Below are 23,504 nucleotides of genomic sequence, written 5' to 3' on the forward strand. Positions count from 1 at the left end.
ATCAAGTTCGCTCGACTTGCATGTATTAGGCACGCCGCCAGCGTTCGTCCTGAGCCAGGATCAAACTCTCCAATAAAGTTTGACTTGCTCATTTCTTAACTGACGAGAATTTGTTCCATTCTCTATTTCAACGTTCCACCGAAGTGGTTCGTTTTACTCACTCGTTGTTCAGTTTTCAAAGATCAACTTCTTTGTCTTTCGCCGAAAACTCATTTTCAGCGGCGACCTTTATAATATATCATGGTGCCCATCGTTTCGTCAAGAACTTTTTTTTGAAAACTTTTTAATTCGACATTTTCTTAACCGAATTATCAAAGTCCCTTTCGAAGGGGCGAGTTATAATTTATCACAGAAACAGGTGGCTCGTCAACATAATTCGCCAAATTATTTTCAGGCTTCTTTTAACAAACGTCCTAAGGCGTCTTTGCACGGTTAAGAACATCTTTTTTCTACACTAACGTTAGATACTGTGTCTCCTTAGATGCTGTTTTATAACCGTAATATCAAATGCTTCGGCACAAAAAAAGAAGGACTCGCGTCCTTCCTTAGTCGGTGTAGTACCGAATGGCTTCAGATCCATAAGATCGAATTCCTCTCCATAGCGGAACTTCCTTCACAAGTGATTGATACACCAGCTTGCGCATCACGATCGGCAGCTCTTTGCATACAGGTGCCAGCTCAGGGTGGAGAATAAGCTCCTGTATCGTCCAGGGATTCCGCCGGCTTCTTAAAACCCGGAGCAGCAGTGCTGCTGAGCTCTCCAGCTTGGATATCATGGAGAATTCATAGGCCAGCAGGGCCAGCTCCACTCGTTGCCCGAGCGTTTCCGTACTGACCGTAAGCTCTTCATATAATTTGCGGACGGGTGTATTCAATCCTGTAATCTGCTCCCAAACAGCCGACTCTGGATGAATCCCCCGCTCGATCAGCTCCAGCTGCCCCCAATGATGTAGACCTTCTAATAGAGTATGGTAAGCATCCAGAACCCGCTCTTCCTTCAAGTGCATCTTGGCATCCATATACTTTTGTAGAAAGTGGGCAAAACCAATAAACAATTTTTGCTCCCGGAACGGTTCAGCAAACCTAAGGAAATCACGGCGCAGATTGGACAGGCGATCTTGATCGTCTTTTATGATATCTCCTTCTAGAAAGCATTTGATCAATACTTTGTATGTGCCGCTCAGGAGTTCCCGATGCAATCCGTCCAAACCGATACTTATAACCTGGCAGCGTTCCCCGCCTACAATAGAATGCTGGATGGGAGGCTCATCAGGTGTTCCGTCATACACGACAACAATATTAACCTCAAAATCATAAACAAGTAATCCTTGCTGCCTTTTGTCCGAATTACGGTATGCTATCGCCCCTACAGCTTCCTCATCAACCGTATTTCCATAATAAAAAGAAAAGTTGGTTAATTCCACGTTTCCCTCCATACATTCCTTGGCGAATTTCAGCCATTTCAGTTATAATGTAATTCTACATGTCCATGTAAGTTCCTTCTTTTAGGAGATAAGATCTTATGAAGACGATAAACTAAAATACAAGATTTCATTTCTCGGTTCACGTTATTTCATAAACAACTATTTGAATGACAGGAGTTTTCGAGCCATGATCTTTAAGAACGCAAAAATCAACGCCTTCCGCACTTGGGGATTGCTGCTGACGATGCTGGGTATGGGCCTTATGGTGCTTGGTACAGCCGGAATCGTATTCTTCGGCCAAGCAGGCAAAATATTTGCCGGAATCGGATTGGTGTTTGGCCTGATTATGATGCTGGGGAGTCTCGGCATTTACTTCTGGGCAGGTATGTTATCCACGAGTGCCGTCCAAATTCAGTGCCCGGAATGCAATAAATTGACCAAGATGTTGGGAAAAACCGACCGATGCATGTTCTGCCATACGATTTTGACACTGGATCCAGGTCAGGCCAACATCACAGCAGAAGAGCTTGAAGCCCAGCAAACCAAATCCTAAAGGGATTTGCAGAACCTGCATATTCAATAGGATTCACAACTCGTAAGACGATTAAACACAAAGAACCCGGTTATCCTCGCGATAACCGGGTTCTTTATTATGATATGAAGATAAGTTCTGTTCATCCTTAATCATGTATCGTCTTCAGAACATGCCAGGTTTCCGGAATGGCAAAGCTTCGATTCCATGAAGCAACGCCGCCGAGCTTCAGCTTTTTGGCCATATTCACTCGGGACTGCAGAGAAGTGCCATCCTCCATCCATATTTTCTTGATGGATTCTCCCTCTGTGAATTGAACATAGTTCTGCCCTGTACTGGCATCAAGTGTACCTTTCACTTTTTGTTCCTTAAGCAGGGTCTGCAGCTTCTCCATTCCAATCGCTTTCGAGGATACCTTCGTCTCTCCCGCTTCGCTTGTTTCCGTCCACACCCGTGTATATAACGGTATGCCCAACACCAGCTTGGACGACGGTACCGCGTCCTCCTCCATGATTCGCCTTACCGACTGCTCGGCCCATGGCAGCGAAGATACGGATCCCGCTTTCGGACTCGCGGCCCAGTGCTCGTCATAAGCCATCACCATCATGTAATCAATCGTCTCTCCGAGTCGCTTCCGATCGAGAAAGAGCGACCACATCTCGCTGTTCGATTTTGGCGTAACATCAATAGAAACGATCAGCCCTCTGGCTTTGGCCAGCGGCTTCATTTCCCTCACGAACTGAACGACATGATCTTTATCCTTGGTGTGGACATTTTCAAAGTCGATATTGATTCCGTCGAGTTTATATTGCTTGGCATAAGTCAGCATCTGCTTGATAATATGTGATCTTCTATCAAAAGTAGACAGCGCCTCGGTTGTCATATCAGGATCGAAGCTGTTGTCCATCAGACCCCATACCTCCATGTTCCTGTTATGGGCCCAGCTTACATACTGCTTATCAGCTTTGGATTTGACCGTGCCCTCACCATCCACAATATTGAACCAGGTCGGACTGACCACGTTGACACCGGGCAGTTCGCCAATGCGATCCGTGCTGGGATTTTTGGTATAAACAGCTTCCCATGCCAGATTAACTGACTTATCCTTCCATTCCAGCTCTGCCCGCGAAGGAGTCTGCGCAAGCAGCGGAAGTTCCTTCACGTCCCCAAGTTTAATCTGCTCTTTAAGAGCATATCCCGTATACCCGTTATCCGCCTGGACGAATAACCATCCCTCTTCTTCACGCCATACGCGAAGCCGCTCACCGGCTGGCATGTCCAGTACTATCGGAGACCTTTTCTCCCCGCTCTCGCGTAGAGCCACGGTGTCCTCAGGGTTACCGGGTGCTGCCTCGGCAAGCTGAATCGAATCCCCCGCACGCATCAGAATGATGGCGCCTGTCGCCTTGTCCTCGTGAATGGCCACACCATAATGCTGTTTGAGCGGCTTAATCGGAACATAGGCAATGCCGTCAATCAGCTTAGGTGCGTAGGGAATAGTGACCGCCTTGCCGTTCAGCTCGCCCTTCGTGCTGTCCATCTTCATGCGGAATACCGATTCCGAAGTCGTTACAATGACGGATTCCGTTTTCTGCTCATAACGGATGTTGGCATCCACGCTCTCCTGAATCACCGTTATCGGCAGCAGCAGCTCTTCCCCGGAGCCCCGTGCAGGCTGTTCCTTCAGTTCCCCCTGAACAAAAATCGGCTTGTCCATTCCACGCCAGTCCGGCACGGTATAGGTCTGGTTCGGAAATAATGTAGTAACAACCCACCAGACCCCGGCCGCAATCAACAACAACCCCAGAAAGAAAGAGCTTCCTCTCGTACGCCTCTTCTTTCCCCGATATCTTCTTCTTGCCAACCTACTCCCCCATTTCACTCTTGCTCATGACTAATCCCTTGATACAGAATAACGCCCTTAAAAATAAAAACGTGTGGAATGGTTCATTCCGCACGTTCATTTATAATAACCGGCGTCTATTGGCAGGACTTGCAGAGCCCATACAGCTCCATTCGTAGTCCCTTTACTTCAAACCCGGTGCTTTTCTCAGCTTGTATTCCAACATCTTCAAGGGACGGATAGCTGAAATCTTCGATTTTACCGCAACTCTGACATATAACATGATGATGATCCGATACGTTGGCGTCAAAACGACTCGAGTTGTCCCCGTACGTCAGCTCACGCACCATGCCGGCTTCAATAAACATTTTTAAATTGTTGTATACTGTGGCTACGCTCATACTAGGAAAATTAGGCTCCAGAGCCCGATAAATATCATCCGCTGTCGGATGGCCCATAGATTCCACCAGATACGTTAAAATCGCATGACGTTGCGGCGTGATGCGGACACCGGTCGTTTTCAGTTGTTCCAGCGCATGCTGTACGGACGTTCCCATGGTTGCCCACCGCCTTCAAGTTTAACTGGTTTTTACAAAACCTATACCGTTCTTAGACTTCATTGTACGGCGTTTCTTGGATTGTTGTCAATCCGGCAGAGGCGTCCAGCCCCCGCTGTTCCGGCCTTCCTCCTGCTCCGGATAGCTTCGGTAGATGTTCAGATTACTGTTTCCCTCAATACGAATAGAATGTTCGCCTGTACCGGATTCACCGGAGATGGTTTTCTGTTCGATCAGGAGATTGGGCAGCGTCGTCAGAATTCTGCCGTAACTAATCGTCCCTTCTAGCTTGTAATCGCCCTCGAGCGGAATGTGAAGATTCATCTCGCCGACCGCACTGTATACATTCCAATCGCCACCAATGCGGGATGAACGTATAGCCACTCCACCATTGAGAGATTCAGCGTTTAATTGCGACTCTGCCCCGCTGATCAGAATATTGCCGTTTCTCGTCTGAGCCCGGATAAGATCGGTCGTTCGCTTTACCGTCATATTTCCCACTTGTGTGGTTAAATCCGTTTCGCCCGTAATGTCGACGGCCAGCATATTCCCGCGATTAGTGGACATTTTAATATTACCGGTAACGCCGCGCGCCGTAATTTCGCCATTTAAGGTCTTGCCCGTAACATTTCCGTATATTCGATCCATCGTAATAGGCCCATTACCGCTCTCCAGCAAAATATTCTCAATCGCTTCCACGCGGTTTAACGTAATGGCTCCGTTCATCGTTCGTATCTCAAAATTGAATCGTCGATCATCCGGAACCGCGATGTTCAAGTTCATACGGGGCTGCCGCTTACCCGATTCTCCATAGGCCTTCCCCTTGGAACGAATCGTGATCGTCTTGCCTTCCCCCACTTCGATCGTCGACTGCTCGGCGATCGCTTCAGCTAAACCGGGCTGCTCATGATCGACCCATACTTCCGTCTCCACCTTGATATCGTCGACATCCTGCCGTGTGATGGAGATATCCCCGTTTAAGTGATCAACGATGACTTTCTCGGTTTCAAGCTCCACTGGAATCTCCAATGTGGACTTCTGGAACCGGTTATCTTCAGCTTCGCTGTAATCCACTCCCGCTGCCGTCAAGTTCAAGCTCACCCGGTTCCAGAGATGGAGAAAATGCTCCTGCTGGGAAATGACGAATACGGAGGCCGTAACAGCCACTGCCAGCAAAATCCCCCTCATGTCCGGCCGAAACCGAAATTCTTTGCCTTTGCCTAAGAGACGCGATAGCGTGTACCTGACTAAATACTCAACGCCGAGCAGGATAAATAACAGCGGCCACCAACGCTGGAGCGTAAATATATAATCCGTGCCTCTCCACTCGTCCAGCAGCAATAAAACGCCTGTACATACAAGCAGCAAAGCGGCTGTATATCGTCCCACTCTAATTTTATGTTTCATCCGTCTCCTCCCTCATCTGTTGGGCAGCTATCACCGTACACTGTGTGCGTTATAGGAACTTGCCGTTGTCTCTTCGGTGCCGGAGAGCTTCCCGGATGCCTGCCCATATCCCGATAACGATCAGCATGATGGCAGAGGCTTCCGCACCATAGTCGCGTATTCCTGTCTGCAGCCAAGGCGGTTTCTGATGAAACAAAATAAGCAGGGTCCCGGTAACAACCAACATGATGCCAAAAGCGATTCCCCGTTCACCCCGGAACGGATGGTTCCGTCCTCTTCCGTCCTCGGAAGCAGCGGCTACCTCACCACGTTTTTTCCGGGAAATAATATATTCTGCTGCCTGCAGCACGTCATACACGTTATAGAAATACCCTACAGGAATCAGAAGACCCAGGACGACAAGCAGCGGTACATTGATCTGCATACCGATGGAAGAGAAATATAAAAGCGCCGATATATCCAGCAGCAGCAACATAATAAATGTGATCCCCTTGCGGTACATACCGAGGTATAAATGACCCAGGCCCGGAATGAGAGCGGCTAATAGAAGTGCATATAACTTCCGCTTTTTTCGCTGCAGCCCCGGGTGACGCTTAACCTGGACCTGATGCCGTTTCTTCTTGCTGACTTCGGTTTGTGGTTCTGGTGTTGGATTCATAAACTTCTCGCCTCCTTCCAAACATCCTGGGACAGGCGTTGTTTTACGATGTTTTTCTTTGATAGTACCCCAACGAGAAGCCGAAGTAACTGGCAAAAAACTGGATAGACCGTCCACAGAAGGCCGGCAAGCCCGCAAAAAAACGGCACCGCCGGTGGTTCAGCAGTTGCCGTTTGTTATGGTTCATTCCATATCCTATTCAGCCGTTACCATCGTTACATGACCGACTCCCCGCAACTGCCGGGTAATCTCCATCGGTTCGAATTTGCGATCGGTCAAGACGTGCAGCGAAATTTCGAGCCCTAATACCGCAGGCTGCAGCTCCCCGTATGCCACACTGCTTCGTTCGTTAACGATAAGCTTCTTAATCACGAATTCTTGTTCCTCCAGAACAGCGGATATGTCCTCCAAAATATTCGGCGTATTCGCTGCATGGACAGTGATGAGATGTAGTTTGCTGCCGCGGATGTAACGCTGCTCCAGCTTATTGAAGACAACCAGATTAAAAAGAATTAGTACGGTCGATACAATCGAGGCAAAATAAAAGCCAGCCCCGACCGCCAACCCCACGGCTCCCACAACCCAGATGGACGCAGCAGTGGTTAATCCGGTAATGGATTTACCCGTAAACAGAATGGTACCGGCACCCAAGAAGCCAATCCCTGTAATGACGGCCGTTGCCAAGCGCGCAGGGTCAATCCGAACGTTAATCTCGTCTACAAAATCGGAAAAACCGTAAATGGATAACAGCATAATAAGAGTAGAACCCAAGCATACCAATATATGCGTGCGCAATCCTGCAGCATGGTTGGAACGTTCCCGTTCAAAACCGATCAAGCCGCCAAGCAGCATAGCCAGCAGCAATCTTAATAAAATGGATACATTATCTATCACCCAAGGATTATTCAAAAGAACGATACTCCCCTCACGTCGCCTTCAATCGCTTATGCTATATCATTCATTGTATATGAAGATGGAACTCGGTCAATTCCACGCCCGGAGCAACCTCAAAAGCGTGATTCTTTACAAACCCGAATTTCTCATACAACGTTACCGCAGGCGTATTGCGCGTCCCTGTTGAGACCACGAACATTGGCGCCTCCTTGTAGGATTCCAACACATGTCGAATTAAAGCCCCCGCGATCCCTTTGCGAAAATGACCGGGATGGACCATCATCCGTGATATGGTGACCTGCTCCTGTTCCGGCTCTACCGCAATAGCTCCAATAAGGTCGCCTTCTTCATTTATATAACCAAAAAAAGTTTCCCCGCTCGTACGGATCGTATCAAAAGTATCCTGCAGTGGGGGGATTTCAGAAAATCCGATTAATTCAGCTTCCAAAGGGTACGCCATGTGCTGCAGACTCCATATCTGCTGGACGGTATCCCTATCCTCCAAAGATAATGCTCTTATCATATATTCATCCCCTAACCAAGTTATTATTTCTGATATCTTAAAAAGGAACTTGCCCCTAATGCGGGGCAAGCTCCCTTATCTAAATACATTCCGGGAACATGACGGATAAACGTTGATTATCCGTTCAGCACCTCAACCAGCAGTTTGTTGGCCAGCGCAGGATTAGCTTTTCCCTTGCTTTCTTTCATCACTTGGCCAACCAGGAAGCCGATTGCTTTCTGTTTACCTGCCTTGTAGTCCTCTACGGATTGCGGATTGTTTGCAACCACCTGCTCGACAATACGCTTGATCGCACCTTCATCGCTGATTTGGACGAGGCCCTTCTCCTCAACGATTTGTGCAGGCAGCTTGCCACTCTCCAGCATCTCTTTGAAGACGGTTTTGGCGATTTTGCTGCTGATGGTTCCCTTCTCGATCAATCCGATCATCTCGCCCAGGCCTTGGCCCGTGATCTTCACTTCAGACAGCTCCAGATTGTTCGAGTTCAAATAACCCAGCAAATCTCCCATGATCCAGTTCGATATGGATTTGGCATCCTTCGTATAGTTCAAGCTGTCCTCGAAGAAGTCGGCGAGCAGCTTGGACGACGTGATGACCGCAGCATCATAATCCGGCAATCCATACTCCGAAGCATAACGTGCCTTACGGGCATCCGGAAGCTCCGGAATCGTCGCACGAATCGCTTCTTTCCATTCCTCGCTAATATGCACCGATACCAGATCCGGGTCCGGGAAATAACGGTAGTCGTGCGCCTGCTCCTTCCCGCGCATGGAGAAGGTTTTCGCCTGTGCTTCGTCCCAGCGGCGGGTTTCCTGTACGATCACACCGCCCTCATCAAGAATTTCCGTTTGCCGGTACTGCTCATATTCCAAACCGCGCTGTACGCCGCGGAAGGAGTTCATATTCTTCAGTTCGGCCTTGGTGCCGAATTCTTCCTGTCCCCATGGACGAAGGCTGATGTTGGCGTCGCAGCGAAGCGAACCTTCCTCCATCTTCACGTCGGAGACGTCGCAGTATTGCATAATCGCACGTATTTTCTCCAGATAAGCCTTGGCTTCCTCCGGCGTTGAGATCTCAGGTTCGGACACGATCTCAACAAGAGGCGTGCCTACGCGGTTAAAGTCAACCAGCGATGCATATCCGCCATCCACGTGTGTGAGTTTACCGGCATCCTCCTCCAGATGAAGCCGGGTAATCCCGATTCGCTTCGTTTTTCCGTCCACCTCAATATCGATCCAGCCGTTTTCACCGATCGGCTGATCGTACTGGGAAATCTGGTAGGCTTTCGGAGAATCCGGGTAGAAATAGTTCTTGCGGTCAAATTTGCTGATATCGCCGATGGTGCAATTCAGCGCCATCGCAGCCTTGATAGCATATTCCACAGCCTGGCGATTTAATACGGGCAGGACGCCGGGATGGCCAAGACAGATGGGACATGTATGTGTGTTCGGCGGGGCTCCAAACGCAGTGGAGCAGCCGCAAAATATTTTGGAATTCGTATGCAGCTCTACGTGCACTTCCAATCCGATAACCGTTTCATATTTTGATGTAGACATCGATTGTTTCCCTCCTTCTCTGTCGCCGGTTTACAGTTCAGGGCGCCGTTTATGGTGTTCAGTATTTTGCTCGTAGGCATGCGCGACGCGCAGTACGGTCGACTCATCAAAGGCTTTGCCGATAATTTGCATGCCAACGGGTAGTCCGTCCGCAAATCCGCAAGGAACACTCACTGCCGGCACACCTGCCAAGCTGACAGGAATCGTCAGGATATCATTCAAATACATCGTCAGCGGATCATCCACCTGAGCTCCCAGCTTAAAAGCCGTAGTCGGAGCTGTCGGTCCGATGATGACATCATATTGCTCGAATACTTTATCGAAGTCCTGCTTGATGAGCGTACGGGCTTTTTGTGCCTTCAAATAATAGGCATCGTAATAGCCCGAGCTAAGCGCATAGGTACCCAGCATGATGCGGCGTTTCACCTCATCGCCGAAGCCTTGGCTGCGGGACTCATGATACAGGTCGATCAGGCTGCCTGCATTGTCGGAACGAACGCCATAGCGTACGCCGTCAAAGCGGGCCAGGTTCGAAGAAGCCTCCGAAGAAGCGAGCAAATAATACGTTGCTACCGCATAGTCGGTATGTGGCAGGGAAACTTCGTCCCAGGTAGCGCCCATTGCTTCGAGCACCTTCAGTGCGTTCAGGACGGTTTCCTTCACTTCAGCGTCAACACCCTCGCCCAGGTATTCCTTAGGCACGGCAATGCGAAGACCCGTAACGTCTCCGGATAACGCGCTCAGATAGTCGGGCACGTCCACTTTGGCGGATGTCGAATCCATGGGGTCATAACCGGCAATGGCTTGCAGGACATACGCGGAATCTTCCACATTTTTCGTCAAAGGTCCGATCTGATCCAGCGATGATGCAAAGGCAACAAGGCCGAACCGGGATACGAGGCCATAGGTTGGTTTCAGTCCCACGACACCGCAATAAGAGGCAGGCTGCCTGATGGAACCGCCTGTATCCGACCCCAGCGCAAAGTATGCTTCACCTGCAGCTACAGCCGCAGCCGAGCCGCCGCTGGATCCACCGGGCACCCGATCTAAATCCCATGGGTTACGCACCGGGTAGAAGCTGGAGTTCTCATTGGAGCCTCCCATTGCAAATTCATCCATGTTCAGCTTACCGATTGTCACCGTATCCGCTGCACGCAATTTACCGACAACCGTCGCATCATAAACCGGTGTGAAATTGGACAAAAACTGACTTGCGCATGTAGTGCGAAGTCCTTCTGTCACGATATTATCCTTGATTCCGACAGGAAGCCCGAACAACAGCCCGCGCGTCCCCTCTGAAGCCAGCTTCTCATCCAAAGCCTTGGCGGATGAACGAGCACCTTCTTCGTCCAAAGTAATAAATGCCTTCACCCGATCCTCACGTTCGGAAATACGAGTAAAAGCTTGGTCAACCAGATCGGTTACGGAAAGCTCCTTATTCTGCAGCTTATTATGTATCTCCGTTAACTTATAATCAAACAGACTCAAGTGTGTATCCTCCCTTCAGGCTATTCCAAAACAGCAGGTACTTTAATTTGATCGTCTTCTTCATCCGGTGCGTTAAGCAGCACTTTCTCGATGGGCAAGCTCTCGCGTACTTCGTCTTCTCTCATGACATTGCTGAGATGAAGCACGTGTGTAGTCGGCTCAACGCCTTCTGTATCCAACTCATTTAACTTCTCGGCATATTGTAAAATCGCATTCAGTTGGCCGGTAAACATCTGCTCTTCTTCAGGCGTCAAATTCAAACGGGCCAGCTTTGCTACATGCTGAACATCCTTATCGGTAATGCTCATAGCTTTACATCCTCCTTCATGCCCCTATCCAGTTAAAGGGGTAAAGTCTGTCACGACAACTTTTCTCATTATATTGTAGAAGCATGCAAGATTCAATCCAAACAGCTTGAAGCTTGCTGCTTCGAAGTCACTTTTCCATTCCATCAAAAAAGAGTCGGCCTCAGCCGACTCTTCTAAATCCAAGCACGAAGATTCACTTGTTTGATGAAATCCGCCTGGGATATTGCTTCCTTGGTCTCTTCTTCCTCTTCAACACTTTCCAACTCGCCGTTCATCACTTGATGAAACAGCTTCTCATTATATGTCGACAGGGCGAAATCGATGAGCGCTTCCCGCTCGACCCGCTCAGCTTCCTGCTTCAACACGATTGATTCCAGCTCTACATCATCTGCCGGAACAAAAAAATTACGGTTGAGGCTCGGAATCCGAATAACGTAATCGAACGCATTGTCCGGATTTCGGTCATAAGCGATGATATAACCGTATTGACCGATTGGAAGATTCTGCTCAAAGGCGTCCGCAACGATTGTAATCTTTTCCCCTAAACGCAGCATCGTCTACCTCCTGAGTTGTCTATCCTTTTTTAAGAGATAAGAAAATATAAACTTCAGAGGTTTATCATCCTTATCTCGCAAGAAAAACTTCCGCTAAATACGGTCTCTCTTCTGATAACGTACATCGATAGACGTTTTTCTTGTCTTCATAGTCTACTAAAAAAAGATAGAGATGTCCATGTGATTCAGATAAAACCTGAATCTCCCATGGAAACTAGGATTGCGGGGATAATGGACTCCTTCTGAGCAGCTTGGCGGCAACGATAATCGACACCGCCATAATCAGCATGGCAACGAGTATCGGTAACCATGCGCTGCTCCCTGCGCCAAGAATTCGCTCCGCGGCCATGCTGCTTAACCGGCCCGGGCTCCATTGAATGCGGGAGGGCAGCAGCCCGGATAAGAGCGAAAGTACGCCGGCAACGGCCAAGCTGATGAAGGCCGCAGCTGGCCCGCGAAGGAAGGCGCCGAGCGGCAGTACAAGCGTTACAATCCAGGCCAGCCATACCGCATATAAACCTCCGCCGCTGGTAACCGCTCCCCATTCCAAAGGACCGATGAGCTGATACGTGTAATAAGCAGCACCGCCAAGCCCAAGCGCAAAAGAAACGACCAGCAACGTCATCAAGGCGGCCCATTTGGCAGCCATCATGGGAATCGTGGATACCGAGCGGGCGAGAACAAGCTCAGCCGTGCCGGTGGCCCGCTCCCCTGCTACCGTGTTCATTCCGGCCAGCACAAGCACCAGCAGGCCGATGGTGCTGAATTGGCTCAAGGTTGATGCCATCACGCTCTCAGCGGACGGGACAGTAAATAATGCCGCTGCCTCCGGGGGCAACTCCCCGGCCATGGTAAGAATCTCCGGCAAATAATAAGTGGATACCGGCTGCATAATGCCAAGAAGCAGAAAGACCGCGGGGACCCAAATCCATTTATAGGTCCGACCTGCCTCGAGCATTTCTTTTTGATAATAAATCCAGAACGGCTTCATGAGCCCACCACCTTCATAAACATATCCTCGAGCGAAGACGTGCCCGCTTCAAAACGAAGCAGCTCGATTCCGTCATCGGCAAGCTCCTTGATTAACGCAGCACGCGCAACATCCATATCCGTCACCATCAGCTTGGCGCCTCGTTTGCCGAGCTCGATCTCATGCACATAAGGACGGCTCGCAAGACTGTCGAGCCAAGCAACCTCCCGCTCCCCCGGTTCAACCTCAATCGATAGGACCGGCTGGCGGTATTTCGTGCGAAGTTCACTAAGGGCGCCTTTCTCCGCAATTTCCCCGTCTACCATCAGTACCATGTCATCGCAAATTTCCTCCGCATCGTGAAGCACATGGGTAGAGAACAGAACGGTGACTTCCCCGCGCAAGCGATCCAAAAGGTCCATCACCTCACGGCGTCCGATCGGATCAAGCGCCGATACCGGCTCGTCCAGCATAATCAGCTCGGGCTCATGCACAAGTGCCTGAGCAATTCCAAGCCGCTGCTTCATTCCGCCGGAGTAACCGGATATTCGGCGTTTAGCCGCCTGCTGCAGGCCTACCATTTCGATGACTTCCCGACTTCGCTTACTAGCCTCTCGTCCGGATAATCCCGACAGCTTGGCGCTGAAAAACAAGTACTCGATGCCCGACATCCAGCTATAAAACTTCGGGTACTGAGGCAAGTAACCAATACGGTTACGCCAACCGCTCGTTTGCGTATCGGCCGATCCGTATCGGATCTCTCCCCGGGTTGGAGGAATTAATCCAGCCAACATCCGCAGTGTGGTTGTTTTGCCGGCACCATTAGGACCAAGCAGGGCGGTGCAGCTTCCACGCTGCAATTCAAATGAGATGCCCTTGACCGGCGTGATGCTTCCTATGCTTTTGGTCAATTCATGAATGCTTAAAAGTTTCTCTATCAAACTTCTCGCCTCCCCGCAACGAAATAAGCAACGCTGCCAATCAGGTTGCCCAGCAGTATAATGAGCACCCACATCCATCTCGGCCCACGTATGCTTGCTGGCTCTGCACGAAACAAAGATATCAGCCCCGTTACCGCGAGAATGGCTTGCAGTGCAAGAATCGGCCAGATCAATCCCCAAATCATATCCATTCTTAATCCCCCCTAATTTTCCATATATAATGTAAGAACTTAAGACTAGTGGTCGTCTTCGTCTTTACGAATGACAAAAATCCAGTAAAAAAGCAGCGGCAGCGGCATTGTCGTAGACCCCCATATCCCCCAGAACCAGGCCATCTTGCCGAGCCCCCGTTTCCTGGCATCCAGGAAAAGCCATGTCCCTTGGATCAGCACAAGCACAACGGCAAGGATGATCACTCCCAGCGGGCTCTCGTTAACTTCATTCATCAGATTCCCTTCTTTCCGGCAGATCTCAGACTCTTGGAAAATACAAGAACGGAAATCCCGGCAACCATGCCGAACCCGTGAATAAACAGTAGGATCATCGGCGCCGCCAAGGCAGCCATCAATCCGCCACCAACGATAAAGAGTGCAATCAGAAGAAAGAGTATCAACTCGTATTTCATCCGGCGCCGGCGCCGCTCCAAGGTATGAACGGCCAACTTGTGCATTCCTTCCAGAGAGGGCGACGGCGCGTCCTCAAACAATTCATCTACTCTTTTCAACTCTTGAGTCAATCCTTCAATCCAAGCATCATCCTCATGCTCAGGCCCTTTGACCATCATCACCCATCTCCTTTCGCAGCTGCTTGATACCGTAGGCTGTTCGTGATTTTACCGTTCCCTCGGGAATGCCAAGCATGGTTCCGATTTCATCATAGCTGTAACCGTAATAATGCTTCAGCAATATGGCAATCCGGTGATCTTCGGATAAGCGCGATAATCCATCCAGCATGTCTGTCCAATCTTCTCCCCGCCGCTCCATCTGCCAGCGCATCCGCCTTGCCGACTGAAGCGCCTCCTGCTCCAGCCATTTCTTCTCCCGCTTCCTTCGCCGGGTACTATCGATGAACAATCGAGTAGCAATGGTTATCATCCATGAGGAAAAAGATGACGTTCCGTTGTAACGGTTCATATTCTCCATGCATCGAACAATGGTATCCTGTGCAGTATCTTCTGCAACCATCGGGTCCATCGTCACCTTAAGCAAATATTTATAAAGAAAGGAATAATGCTGCTTGAATAATAGCGCCATAGCCGCTGCATCTCCTAATTGCGCTTGTCGTATCAAACCCTCTTCATCAGGGATCATGATGAAATCATCACCTTCTTTCGCATTCCACCGTAATACGATTACCGACAGCTAATCGTTCAAATGGATATTTATATTTATCGTATACCGAATGCTATCATTTATTTAAATTCAATCATGTCGGCAAGAAATTCATCGATATCTGTAAAAAAAATCAAAAAAAAGCAGCCGGTAAATAACCGGCCGCCCTCCCCAATAGAAAGAACACATTCACTTCATGATGAGGGTGTCATGTTCGTATGACGATCTATTGATTAAATCTTATAACCTGCAGCCGATGATGCCATGGCTGCTGCGCTATCCCTTCATCCTTCACCAGCCTGTCCCAGACAACCGAGGATATTTCCGTCTGGGTCTGCCGGCGGGACTCCGATTGTCGATCAATCGCTTCGCCTCTTGTAGCCCTTCCGTTCAACAGCGATAGATGATCTTTCCTCACTGGCGCTTCCCCCTAATTACGTCCATGCCAAAAAACTCCCCATAAAATAAAAGAACGCAAACCGGGATAAATTCCACAGTCTGCGTGCTTCGCAAGGGTAACATTTAATTAACCGTATTGTATCAATGTTGTCTATGTTTGTCCAGACAAAAATTCCCGATTTATGTCGGAAGCTATCTTATCGGCTGGCAGGGACGTAAGGATTCCGCTGTTTTTCATAGCCAATGGTTGTCCGGGGACCATGGCCGGAGTACACAACGACTTCATCCGGGAAGCTGTACAGCGTATTTTGAATGGAATCAATCAAATCACGTTCACGACCTCCAGGAAGATCCGTTCGCCCAACGCCTAGACGGAACAGCACATCGCCGGAAAACAGATCATTTCCACATTTGAAGCTCACACTTCCCGGTGAATGGCCCGGTGTATGAAAGACGCTGAAGGTATGTCCGATCAGCTGCAGCTCAAGTCCGTCCGCCAAATCGTACTCAGCCGGCTCGGTGGACAGCGGTTCCGTTACCTGTGGCCACATCATCGAGCCGTTAAGCTTCGGGTTGGACAGCCATTCACTCTCCAGGGTGTGCAGGTAAACAGGACAACCCTTTAGCTTACGGATTTCCTCGACACCGGCCATATGATCAAAATGCGCATGGGTCAGCAGGATCGCTTCAATTTCCAAATCGGCTATTCGCTTCAGCAGCGGCCCCGGGTTCATGCCAGGGTCGATGATGACTGCTTTGCCTTCTACAGGCCCTGTCAGTAAATACGCATTCGTCTGAAGCGGTCCTAAATTAAAAGTCTCAATATGAAGTGTCATGATTAGAACCCTGACATAAGTTCACGCAATTCCTTAATGATTGCAGCGTGAAACTCATACCCTTCCCCGTAGGCTTGAATAATGCTTTGTCGTGTGACCGCAAGGTTGTCCTGATAGTCCGGTGCTTCACGATCCGGATTGTTCTGCTTAAACTCAATCATAAACTTCTGCACATGCGCCGGGCGTGGTCCCCATGTACCGAGAACATGCCCTCCGGTATCTGAAATGATAACAACCGGAATGGAACGACCACCCATGGTCAAGAACTGATCCATGACATCCAGATTCTCTTCCATAATCAGCACTTCGGTCTCAATCCCGGCAGACTCCATCGCCCGGAATACGACAGGCATATTGCGTGCAACATCACCGCACCAATCCGCTGCCAGAATGAGGACCCGCAGGTCATCCCGGAAATTCAGACTTTCGAAGAACTCTTTATCCTCTTCATTCTCCCAGACAAACTGTTCATATCCTGCCTTGAACGTCTCCTGGTTCTTCTGCATGCCGTCCATAAATTGCTGTGGAGATATGCCTGTCCCCAAATGATTTGCCATATTCATGCTCATTCGTTATTTCGACCTCGCCTTCGAAGATTTTATCCATTTTATCAAAAAATAAAGAATCATGACGGCCAATGCCCCCAGCAGAATTTCCTGCACGTATGGCCCTGCTTTTTCGTCAATATGCTCCCATTGATCACCCAGAAGCAATCCGAGGTATAAGAATAATGCCGTCCATGGAATAACAGCTAGTGTGGTCAGCAGCGTAAACCTTCCCACATGCATCTTGGATATGCCTGCTGGTATGGAAATCGCATGCCGTACCACCGGTACAAACCGTGCCGTAAATATAACGCCAGTGCCGTACTTGCTAAACCACTCCTCGGCGTAATCGATATGCTTCTTCTTAATCAATATGTACTTCCCGTACTTCTCTAAGAAGGGCCTGCCTCCATAACGGCCGATCCAATAAATAAACAACTGTGCGAGCACGCCGCCAGCGGTACCGAAGAGCATGGCTCCGAGAAAATGAACCTCACCCAAAGACACCAGATAACCGCCATAGGCGAGTACGATCTCGCTTGGGATGACCTCCACCATTAATCCGAGCATGATTCCGAAATAACCCAGCTGCTGTATCCATTCAAACAACCGGGCTACAGCCTCGTAAAAGAATTCCACGCTTGTCCCCCGCTTTCCTCCTGCGTTGATTTCTAGTACTAGCCTATTCTAACACAGCCCGGGACATGCCTTCTACTGCGCCCAATTATAGACGGCACAGTGACTTTCGCCCGTTTCGGGACATATGGTGAAGCAAAGGAGTGAGTCACGCATGCATTCTCCCCATGCCAAACAACCGGGCAGCAAGCCCCCCTCCCCGCGCGGGATACGGCGGGCCTGCAGCAAAGAATTATACCGCACGACCAAACGTCTCAAGCTGTACCTTTCACCGGAAACCTTGAAGCAAGGTGAAGAATTGTATTACCGGAAGGTTATCGGTAATTTGATCTGGATCCACGAAAACCACAGCAACAAGAAACTTTTGTGCGACTGGTGGGAAAAGGAAGTCTGCGGCGAACTGGCCGGGCTGTGGGAGGTTCCTGAACGTCAGTTGGCCTCGGCCTTCCGGGATGCCTTCGGCGGATAACGCTGCTCTTCCTTGTTTCGTTACCTGCTGTGAAATGGACAGTACGGCATGATTCGCGCTAGCGTCGGGCCGAGATATCTGCTTTCATGGGCTGCCTTGCCGCATGCTTTTCGTGTTCCCCATTCAGCATTTTTTCCAAACGGTTGGCCTGCCGCGCTGCAAGCATAGACAGATCGAATTCCCGGTCATTTCGATGATCATCCATCTCACGAAGATCGGCCGCAAGGGCACGATAGCGCATCAGGATATCCATACCGGCCCGGGCCGCTTCAACCGATCTGGCGGGATCTCCTCCCGTCCGGTGCCAATCTGCGAGGGCAGCCAGCTTCAGCACGGCTCGGGTTTGTTTGACATCATTGAACCGATCCCGATCGATCGCTGCTATATACCAGGCTGCCGCCTCTTCCGATTCACCTCTGAGCGAGTAAGCCTCTGTCAGCTTCCAGCTCAGCCCCGGGTGATTCGGTGCATACACCAAACTTCGCTTCAGCAGCGGGATTCGCTGGCTTGGGGGAAGCCAATCCGCCAGGCTCAGTGCCGCCTCCGTGTTGGCAAGGTTCCACCTTAACGAGGATTGGAGGAGCGCGATCTGCCGTCCGGGCGGTTCCGATGCGGCCCATCGCTCTTTGACCTCGCTGATGCCCAGCGCGGCAGCGAGAAGAACCCAGCATACGAGCAGAACGATCGCTGTAACCCTGAGCAATGGCAGCAACGGCCGATTTCCCCGGTTCCCTTCATAAACGGCTAGCAGCTTCTTCCCTATTTTGAAGGGTTTGCGTCTTTGAGCCGCGATAGGTCCATTCTGCACTTCCCGACCAGAAGAGGCCGCAGCGAAGCCCATTACTGTAAGCCACAACAGCAGCAGCCATACCAGCCCAAAGCTCCAGTCAAAGTCCACCGCCGCGTGTCCGATCAGCACGAAAGCAGCGGGCATGAGTCGGGAGTTCACAGCAATGAGCCCCGCAACGATAAAGCTAACCAGAACAAGGACAAGCAGCAGCCCGATCAGGCCCGCATTCAGCAGGATATCCATATATCCGCTGTGCACCTCGGCACCCACGTAGGGCTGGGACTGAATGGCAAGGTAGGATTGCCGCCACGTCTCCCCTCCCCGTCCCAGCCACAGCGACGACCGGGCCAGCTGCCATGCGTCGCTGTACATAAGGCGGCGCGCGCTCAGCGTTGCCGCGCCGCCCAGAGTCCGATCCTGCACCTGATGCAGGATCACTGCTCCGGCTGCGGCAGCCAGCAGCGCCGCAGCCCCCAGGGCTCCTGGCGCGGCATACCGCCGCCACGGGCCCCTGCTGTGCCGCCAGCGGCACAGCAGCAGGCCGGCGAGGACGCCGCCGGCCCAAAGCCCGGCCAGCCATAGCAGGCCGGGCAGCACGGCTGGCGCCAGCTTGGCTTCAGCCAGCTGGCGGTACAGCAGCGCCGCGCTCGCCAATGGCGCGGCGGCAGCCACCAGGAGCGGCGCGAAGGCACGCCGCTCCTGGGCGAATCCGGCCGCGCACGCGAGTGCGGCCGCGAGCCAGGCGCCGCGCGACTCCGTCAGGAGCAGCGCGGCGGTGTAGGGCAGCAGCGGCAGCAGGGCAGCCGCTGCGCGGAGCGTGCCCGTCCGGGTCCGCAGGACGGACGGCAGCGCGAACAGCCGCTCCAGCAGGAAGGCGGCTATCACGGCCCCAAACGTGTTCGGGTACTGAAGCAGGCCACCAAGCCTCGCGCCCGTCGCGCTGATGTCCGCATCCGCCGTATGATAGATCCCATACGGCAGCTCCAAAAGCCCATATACGGCAAGCAAAGCACTGCCGCACAGCACAGCACCCATCAGATGCCAACCCGCCTGCATCATACGTAAGCCATCACCTGCACGGCATATACGCCAGGCGACAGCTGCAAAGGAGCCGTAGCTTCCCCACAGGATGATCTCTTTCATCGTGCCTTCCAGAGAGAGTGGTCGCCCGATTGCATGAAGCACATACATGAGAATCATTCCGCAGATGCACCCAAGCACCACTCGCAAACCTTTATCCAAATTAACCAATCCAGGCATCATGCCAATGCCATGAATCTCCTGACCTTGGATTCCACCATGCCGTTTAGTTCCCATCATAAGCAGCAGAAGCACTCCAAAACCGGCTCCGACCCCATAGATATCTCCATCAAAAAACATTCCGCTCCGGATACCTGCCACCAAGACAAGTGCAATCAGCATCATCCCGCAATTACGATGTAGGGTCTTCCTTGCCATGAACCAACGCCCCCGTTCCCATGCATAACCATTCAACCTCGGCTGCTCCTTACACGGCATCCGTCCTTCTGGCCAAACCAGCTATTAGCCATTGTGGACAAGGACTTACGACGTTATTCTTTGAAGCAGCGTCTGTGATCTCATCGGGCTATAAGGCCACTTGATCCCCTAGATTAAGGCTTCGAATGCCATCAGAAGAAAAAAGCGTCTATTTTTGACGTACATTCTCAGAAGAAAAGGCCACGCTTAGATGTTCCCCCGCAGAATCGGAATCACCGGCAATCGGGGTAAAGATATCTGGAAGTCCAAGCTTCGAAGTTTATACGTTCTGATCTCTAAAAAAAGCGATGAAAGTGCAGTTGCACTTTCATCGCTTTTCCGGGATCAACATGATGTGATTTTACGTATCCGGCAGCAAGTCCTTGCACGCCCGCTCAAGATATGGCGAGGCGCTTAAAAAATCGCGGAACGCGGTATATTCCTGCCACAGCTTATCCCGATCTCCGGCAGAACCGCTAACCGCACGGATCAATATGTTTTTCGGTGTATGTTCCATATCAATAAACTCCAGCAGCTGCGTCTTGTAGCCCATCAGATCGAGGAGCTTGGCTCGAATGGCGTCCGTGGCAAGCGCTGAGAATCGTTCCTTCAGAATACCGTGGGACAGCAGCGGCTCCATAACAGGGCTTTGGACTTGAGAGAACAGCTCATGCTGGCAGCAAGGCACCGACAGAATAACCGAAGCACCCCAACGGACCGCTTTTTCCAGCGCAGCATCTGTTGCTGTATCACATGCATGCAGCGTGACCACCATATCCACCTGCTCCAGCTCGTCATATTCCGCAATGTCACCGACAAGAAACTGCAACTGGGTGTAGTTCAGTTTTTTCGCCAGCATACTGCAGTGTTCGATGACATCCGCCTTGAGATCCAATCCGACAATATTCAGCTTTCTGTGCGCGGTTACCGCCAAATAGTGATATAAAGCGAAGGTCAGATAGGATTTGCCGCAGCCAAAATCAACGATCGTCAGTGGACGGTCCTCCGGCAGGTGGGGAAGCACATCCTCAACCATCTCCAAAAACCGGTTGATCTGTTTGAACTTATCGTACCGGCGAGCAAATACTTTGCCGTCCTCACTCATGATGCCGAGCTCCACCAGAAACGGAACGGGCTCTCCCTCTTCAAGGATGTACGTCTTTTTCCGATTATGAGACAAATCCGTCTTGGTCTTGGAGGCGGATTTAGTCAGAATCGAAACCTTGTATTTCTTCGAGATCAGTACCTGATAATCCGCTTCCGGCGTATACATCATCGCTTGCCGGAATACATTCTCGAACATGTCAACCAGCACCGACTCCGCCTCATCCGCTGGCACGTTCTGATGGGTGACTTTGGTTCCGGAATAATAGGCGAACTGGTAGTGCAGCTTATTCTTGAGCTCTACAGGCTTAACCGTTACTTTGCTGTAAGTCATGCCTTCCCGCTTGCGAAGCTGGCTTAGCGTAGCCGTGATCAACGAGCCTTCTTCCATGATGTTATGAATCAATTTTCTTAATGCATCCAAAAGGCACATCTCGCTTTCTTTATGTGATAGACTGGTTAATCCCGCTTAGGTAAACGACTTGTCACCGTTTACCGCTGTATGTGGAAAACGACGGTTAAGCTCATCCATTCCTTCGTGGACTTCCTCCAGCGGAAGCCCGCCCTTCGCCAAATCCTCGGGCAGCTTCAGCTGCAATCTTTGATAGAACTGTACGGCTTCACCATATTCCATCTTGCCGTTATCCAGCAGTTGGTAAAGGGTGTTCTCCGCTTCCGCGTACATCCCCTGCTGCTCCGTATATGCATAGTAATCCCGCATCGCCGTCTCAGGCAATGCGTATGACCTTAAACGTTCTCTCACCATACCGATCCGTTCCGTCAACCCGATCAGTTTGAGATCCGCTCCTTGCAGGGCTGACTTCAAATATAGCTGAAAAACCTTGGTATAGAGCATAACAGCCTCTTCTTCACGCTCCAGGTCAAGCAGCAGGGATGCTTCCTCTTCCATAAGCCTGACGGCGCTTTGCAGCTTGTCCGCTTCCAAATAACCATGACTCCGAAATAACTGTTCAATATCGGCAGCGGACAATGAGCGAAGCAGATCCGAATTCAACCGGAACTGCCGTTTGAAGAGCTCATCCAGCTCCCATAGGGCTTCTGTGTGCTTGCGCTCCTGCTTCAGCGAAAACACCTTGGCAATCATCTGTGTCATATCCTCAATTAGCCGCACGAGATAATCCCTGCGAAACATTCGCCCACCCCCAACCTGCATCCATGACAAATGCAGCGTATTCTGATCTTGCCGGGTCCAGATCCCAACCGGATCACGATTAAATTGTAGGCTATCCGGGGCCAGAATTCCAGTAGCAGGCCCTCCCCCCCATTCTCGGCTCTATTTCAACGGCCGGACAAGCAACGACGGAGAGTACGCTGGGCACAAAAATAAAACGGATATCCCGCAAGGGGGTATCCGTTCATTATAAACTATCGAAAGACTCTCATGCGTTTATTCATACTCAAGCCGTCCCAAGAAAGAAGTGATGACTTCGCCGAGCTTCTCCGGCGTCTCCATCATACTCATATGTCCTGCGCCCTCGATTATGATTGGGGTCACGTTGTCATGATCTGTCGTAAAGGTACGCTCTGCCGGAATCAATCCGTCTTTCTCCCCGGCTACCAGCAGAATAGGCAGAATGGACGCTGAGAGCACATCGCGTCGGTCCGGACGCTCACGCATCGCCAGCGCCGCTCCGATCGCTCCCTGAGGTGGCGTTAGATAACCTATCTCCTTCGCCCGCTGAATACATTCCGGCTTGGTATCCTTCGTATCCGGAGCGAATAAGCCGGGCACCAATCCGTCAACAAAAGCCGTAATGCCCTCCCCTTGGATGGTGCTGACCGCCTTCACCCGCTTCTCCTTCGCTTCGTCCGAATCCGGGTAGCCTGTAGAATGAATCAGGCCGAAGGCGTTCAAACGAGAAGCGTAACGCTGGGCGAAGGAGAGCGTGATGTATCCTCCGAGGGAATGACCGAGTAATGCTGCCTTCGGGATGTCGAGCTCATCCATCAACAGCAGCACATCGTCTGCCATCTGTTCAATGGTATACGATCCCATCGGTGCATCAGACCGCCCGTGACCACGGAGATCCGGTACAATGACTCTGAAGCCTTGAAGAAATGGCAGGACCTGTTCCCAGTAGGCGGAGCTTCCGCAGAAACCGTGAAGCAGAATGACTGGCTCACCTTGTCCCTGATCAACATAACAAATCGTGCTGCCGTTGCATTGTACTTTTTCCATAGCGATACCCTTCTTTCTATTCAGCGGATGCCATGTGACAGA

27 protein-coding genes and 1 rRNA gene are annotated in these 23,504 nt (G+C 50.8%); 2 read left to right on the forward strand and 26 right to left on the reverse strand.

Annotated elements, in window-relative coordinates; genetic code table 11:
• Both ACOZB4_RS22420 and ACOZB4_RS22425 read right to left on the reverse strand, forming a co-directional pair.
• Positions 1-76 (reverse strand): 16S ribosomal RNA (locus ACOZB4_RS22420); the annotation flags it as partial.
• 469 nt (positions 77-545) lie between these two features.
• Positions 546-1,424, reverse strand: coding sequence for a nucleotidyltransferase-like protein (locus ACOZB4_RS22425; protein ID WP_339268039.1), 879 nt, complete (start codon positions 1,422-1,424; stop codon positions 546-548).
• A gap of 187 nt (positions 1,425-1,611) precedes the next feature.
• On the opposite strand from ACOZB4_RS22425, the gene ACOZB4_RS22430 reads away from it, so the two are divergent.
• Positions 1,612-1,977, forward strand: coding sequence for a YgzB family protein (locus ACOZB4_RS22430; RefSeq protein WP_076325456.1), 366 nt, complete (start codon positions 1,612-1,614; stop codon positions 1,975-1,977).
• Between the two features lie 127 nt (positions 1,978-2,104).
• On the opposite strand, the gene ACOZB4_RS22435 is transcribed toward ACOZB4_RS22430, so the two are convergent.
• From ACOZB4_RS22435 to ACOZB4_RS22530, 20 genes are all read right to left on the reverse strand, one after another.
• Positions 2,105-3,820 carry a glycosyl hydrolase family 18 protein gene (locus ACOZB4_RS22435; protein ID WP_379416748.1) on the reverse strand — a complete coding sequence of 572 codons (1,716 nt, stop codon included), beginning with the start codon at positions 3,818-3,820 and terminating at the stop codon, positions 2,105-2,107.
• Positions 3,821-3,936: 116 nt separating this feature from the next.
• Positions 3,937-4,356 carry a peroxide-responsive transcriptional repressor PerR gene (gene perR, locus ACOZB4_RS22440; RefSeq protein ID WP_071219580.1) on the reverse strand — a complete coding sequence of 140 codons (420 nt, stop codon included), beginning with the start codon at positions 4,354-4,356 and terminating at the stop codon, positions 3,937-3,939.
• A gap of 87 nt (positions 4,357-4,443) precedes the next feature.
• A complete protein-coding gene (locus ACOZB4_RS22445; RefSeq protein ID WP_379416751.1) occupies positions 4,444-5,763 on the reverse strand; it encodes a DUF4097 family beta strand repeat-containing protein in 1,320 nt (439 codons plus the stop codon).
• A 49-nt stretch (positions 5,764-5,812) separates the two neighbouring features.
• Positions 5,813-6,421: a hypothetical protein gene (locus ACOZB4_RS22450; RefSeq protein ID WP_076325453.1), complete on the reverse strand. Its 609-nt coding sequence runs from the start codon at positions 6,419-6,421 to the stop codon at positions 5,813-5,815.
• 195 nt (positions 6,422-6,616) lie between these two features.
• The gene (locus tag ACOZB4_RS22455; protein ID WP_379416755.1) at positions 6,617-7,330 is read right to left on the reverse strand and encodes an MgtC/SapB family protein; all 714 of its coding nucleotides are present in this window, start codon (positions 7,328-7,330) and stop codon (positions 6,617-6,619) included.
• 49 nt (positions 7,331-7,379) lie between these two features.
• Entirely contained in the window at positions 7,380-7,838 is a 459-nt protein-coding gene (locus tag ACOZB4_RS22460; RefSeq protein ID WP_379416757.1) for a GNAT family N-acetyltransferase, read from the reverse strand.
• 116 nt (positions 7,839-7,954) lie between these two features.
• A complete protein-coding gene (gene gatB, locus ACOZB4_RS22465; RefSeq protein WP_379416759.1) occupies positions 7,955-9,394 on the reverse strand; it encodes an Asp-tRNA(Asn)/Glu-tRNA(Gln) amidotransferase subunit GatB in 1,440 nt (479 codons plus the stop codon).
• Positions 9,395-9,424: 30 nt separating this feature from the next.
• A complete protein-coding gene (gene gatA, locus ACOZB4_RS22470; protein ID WP_076325449.1) occupies positions 9,425-10,882 on the reverse strand; it encodes an Asp-tRNA(Asn)/Glu-tRNA(Gln) amidotransferase subunit GatA in 1,458 nt (485 codons plus the stop codon).
• A 20-nt stretch (positions 10,883-10,902) separates the two neighbouring features.
• Positions 10,903-11,190, reverse strand: a complete 288-nt coding sequence (gatC, locus tag ACOZB4_RS22475) for an Asp-tRNA(Asn)/Glu-tRNA(Gln) amidotransferase subunit GatC (RefSeq protein WP_071219587.1) — start codon at positions 11,188-11,190, stop codon at positions 10,903-10,905.
• A gap of 173 nt (positions 11,191-11,363) precedes the next feature.
• Positions 11,364-11,744, reverse strand: a complete 381-nt coding sequence (locus tag ACOZB4_RS22480; protein WP_071219588.1) for an ATPase — start codon at positions 11,742-11,744, stop codon at positions 11,364-11,366.
• A 214-nt stretch (positions 11,745-11,958) separates the two neighbouring features.
• Complete coding sequence (locus tag ACOZB4_RS22485; protein ID WP_379416762.1) at positions 11,959-12,735, reverse strand: ABC transporter permease; 777 nt, start codon at positions 12,733-12,735, stop codon at positions 11,959-11,961.
• Positions 12,732-13,655 (reverse strand): ATP-binding cassette domain-containing protein, encoded by a 924-nt coding sequence (locus ACOZB4_RS22490; RefSeq protein WP_379416765.1) that lies wholly within the window; start codon positions 13,653-13,655, stop codon positions 12,732-12,734. The genes ACOZB4_RS22485 and ACOZB4_RS22490 overlap by 4 nt, the downstream gene beginning before the upstream one ends.
• On the reverse strand, positions 13,652-13,846 hold the full coding sequence (locus ACOZB4_RS22495; RefSeq protein WP_076325446.1) for a PLDc N-terminal domain-containing protein: 195 nt from the start codon (positions 13,844-13,846) through the stop codon (positions 13,652-13,654). The genes ACOZB4_RS22490 and ACOZB4_RS22495 overlap by 4 nt, the downstream gene beginning before the upstream one ends.
• 45 nt (positions 13,847-13,891) lie before the next feature.
• The gene (locus tag ACOZB4_RS22500; protein ID WP_076325445.1) at positions 13,892-14,101 is read right to left on the reverse strand and encodes a hypothetical protein; all 210 of its coding nucleotides are present in this window, start codon (positions 14,099-14,101) and stop codon (positions 13,892-13,894) included.
• Positions 14,101-14,439 carry a YxlC family protein gene (locus ACOZB4_RS22505; protein ID WP_379416769.1) on the reverse strand — a complete coding sequence of 113 codons (339 nt, stop codon included), beginning with the start codon at positions 14,437-14,439 and terminating at the stop codon, positions 14,101-14,103. Before ACOZB4_RS22505 ends, ACOZB4_RS22500 begins: the two co-directional genes overlap by 1 nt.
• Entirely contained in the window at positions 14,420-14,965 is a 546-nt protein-coding gene (gene sigY / locus ACOZB4_RS22510; protein ID WP_076325443.1) for an RNA polymerase sigma factor SigY, read from the reverse strand. Before sigY ends, ACOZB4_RS22505 begins: the two co-directional genes overlap by 20 nt.
• A 247-nt stretch (positions 14,966-15,212) precedes the next feature.
• Entirely contained in the window at positions 15,213-15,404 is a 192-nt protein-coding gene (locus ACOZB4_RS22515) for a hypothetical protein (RefSeq protein WP_076325442.1), read from the reverse strand.
• A gap of 178 nt (positions 15,405-15,582) precedes the next feature.
• Positions 15,583-16,221 (reverse strand): MBL fold metallo-hydrolase, encoded by a 639-nt coding sequence (locus ACOZB4_RS22520; RefSeq protein WP_379416774.1) that lies wholly within the window; start codon positions 16,219-16,221, stop codon positions 15,583-15,585.
• Between the two features lie 2 nt (positions 16,222-16,223).
• Positions 16,224-16,790, reverse strand: a complete 567-nt coding sequence (locus ACOZB4_RS22525) for a thioredoxin family protein (RefSeq protein ID WP_379416776.1) — start codon at positions 16,788-16,790, stop codon at positions 16,224-16,226.
• A 3-nt stretch (positions 16,791-16,793) separates the two neighbouring features.
• A complete protein-coding gene (locus tag ACOZB4_RS22530; RefSeq protein WP_379416778.1) occupies positions 16,794-17,405 on the reverse strand; it encodes a DedA family protein in 612 nt (203 codons plus the stop codon).
• 151 nt (positions 17,406-17,556) lie between these two features.
• On the opposite strand from ACOZB4_RS22530, the gene ACOZB4_RS22535 reads away from it, so the two are divergent.
• Entirely contained in the window at positions 17,557-17,871 is a 315-nt protein-coding gene (locus tag ACOZB4_RS22535) for a hypothetical protein (protein ID WP_379416780.1), read from the forward strand.
• A 58-nt stretch (positions 17,872-17,929) separates the two neighbouring features.
• Here the strand turns inward: ACOZB4_RS22535 and ACOZB4_RS22540 are convergent, their stop codons facing one another.
• From ACOZB4_RS22540 to ACOZB4_RS22555, 4 genes are all read right to left on the reverse strand, one after another.
• Positions 17,930-20,119: an O-antigen ligase family protein gene (locus tag ACOZB4_RS22540; protein WP_422759652.1), complete on the reverse strand. Its 2,190-nt coding sequence runs from the start codon at positions 20,117-20,119 to the stop codon at positions 17,930-17,932.
• 400 nt (positions 20,120-20,519) lie between these two features.
• On the reverse strand, positions 20,520-21,695 hold the full coding sequence (locus ACOZB4_RS22545; RefSeq protein ID WP_379406709.1) for a class I SAM-dependent methyltransferase: 1,176 nt from the start codon (positions 21,693-21,695) through the stop codon (positions 20,520-20,522).
• 36 nt (positions 21,696-21,731) lie between these two features.
• Complete coding sequence (locus ACOZB4_RS22550) at positions 21,732-22,415, reverse strand: DUF6483 family protein (protein ID WP_379406708.1); 684 nt, start codon at positions 22,413-22,415, stop codon at positions 21,732-21,734.
• Positions 22,416-22,670: 255 nt separating this feature from the next.
• The gene (locus tag ACOZB4_RS22555) at positions 22,671-23,462 is read right to left on the reverse strand and encodes an alpha/beta fold hydrolase (protein WP_379406707.1); all 792 of its coding nucleotides are present in this window, start codon (positions 23,460-23,462) and stop codon (positions 22,671-22,673) included.
• Positions 23,463-23,504 lie beyond the last annotated feature (42 nt).

Origin of the sequence: Paenibacillus sp. NPDC058898 (assembly GCF_049316025.1) — a bacterium.
Lineage (GTDB): Bacteria > Bacillota > Bacilli > Paenibacillales > Paenibacillaceae > Paenibacillus_AQ.

What these genes read in the sequence shown, in the direction of transcription:
- ACOZB4_RS22450 (WP_076325453.1), bottom strand. Translation starts at nt 6,421, where the DNA reads ATGAATCCAACACCAGAACCACAAACCGAAGTCAGCAAGAAGAAACGG.
- ACOZB4_RS22525 (WP_379416776.1), bottom strand. Translation starts at nt 16,790, where the DNA reads ATGAGCATGAATATGGCAAATCATTTGGGGACAGGCATATCTCCACAG.
- ACOZB4_RS22540 (WP_422759652.1), bottom strand. Translation starts at nt 20,119, where the DNA reads ATGGCAAGGAAGACCCTACATCGTAATTGCGGGATGATGCTGATTGCA.
- ACOZB4_RS22445 (WP_379416751.1), bottom strand. Translation starts at nt 5,763, where the DNA reads ATGAAACATAAAATTAGAGTGGGACGATATACAGCCGCTTTGCTGCTT.
- gatB (WP_379416759.1), bottom strand. Translation starts at nt 9,394, where the DNA reads ATGTCTACATCAAAATATGAAACGGTTATCGGATTGGAAGTGCACGTA.
- ACOZB4_RS22485 (WP_379416762.1), bottom strand. Translation starts at nt 12,735, where the DNA reads ATGAAGCCGTTCTGGATTTATTATCAAAAAGAAATGCTCGAGGCAGGT.
- ACOZB4_RS22500 (WP_076325445.1), bottom strand. Translation starts at nt 14,101, where the DNA reads ATGAATGAAGTTAACGAGAGCCCGCTGGGAGTGATCATCCTTGCCGTT.
- ACOZB4_RS22430 (WP_076325456.1), top strand. Translation starts at nt 1,612, where the DNA reads ATGATCTTTAAGAACGCAAAAATCAACGCCTTCCGCACTTGGGGATTG.
- ACOZB4_RS22505 (WP_379416769.1), bottom strand. Translation starts at nt 14,439, where the DNA reads ATGATGGTCAAAGGGCCTGAGCATGAGGATGATGCTTGGATTGAAGGA.
- ACOZB4_RS22545 (WP_379406709.1), bottom strand. Translation starts at nt 21,695, where the DNA reads ATGTGCCTTTTGGATGCATTAAGAAAATTGATTCATAACATCATGGAA.
- sigY (WP_076325443.1), bottom strand. Translation starts at nt 14,965, where the DNA reads ATGATCCCTGATGAAGAGGGTTTGATACGACAAGCGCAATTAGGAGAT.
- ACOZB4_RS22495 (WP_076325446.1), bottom strand. Translation starts at nt 13,846, where the DNA reads ATGGATATGATTTGGGGATTGATCTGGCCGATTCTTGCACTGCAAGCC.
- ACOZB4_RS22480 (WP_071219588.1), bottom strand. Translation starts at nt 11,744, where the DNA reads ATGCTGCGTTTAGGGGAAAAGATTACAATCGTTGCGGACGCCTTTGAG.
- gatC (WP_071219587.1), bottom strand. Translation starts at nt 11,190, where the DNA reads ATGAGCATTACCGATAAGGATGTTCAGCATGTAGCAAAGCTGGCCCGT.
- ACOZB4_RS22460 (WP_379416757.1), bottom strand. Translation starts at nt 7,838, where the DNA reads ATGATAAGAGCATTATCTTTGGAGGATAGGGATACCGTCCAGCAGATA.
- ACOZB4_RS22550 (WP_379406708.1), bottom strand. Translation starts at nt 22,415, where the DNA reads ATGTTTCGCAGGGATTATCTCGTGCGGCTAATTGAGGATATGACACAG.
- ACOZB4_RS22520 (WP_379416774.1), bottom strand. Translation starts at nt 16,221, where the DNA reads ATGACACTTCATATTGAGACTTTTAATTTAGGACCGCTTCAGACGAAT.
- ACOZB4_RS22555 (WP_379406707.1), bottom strand. Translation starts at nt 23,462, where the DNA reads ATGGAAAAAGTACAATGCAACGGCAGCACGATTTGTTATGTTGATCAG.
- perR (WP_071219580.1), bottom strand. Translation starts at nt 4,356, where the DNA reads ATGGGAACGTCCGTACAGCATGCGCTGGAACAACTGAAAACGACCGGT.
- ACOZB4_RS22535 (WP_379416780.1), top strand. Translation starts at nt 17,557, where the DNA reads ATGCATTCTCCCCATGCCAAACAACCGGGCAGCAAGCCCCCCTCCCCG.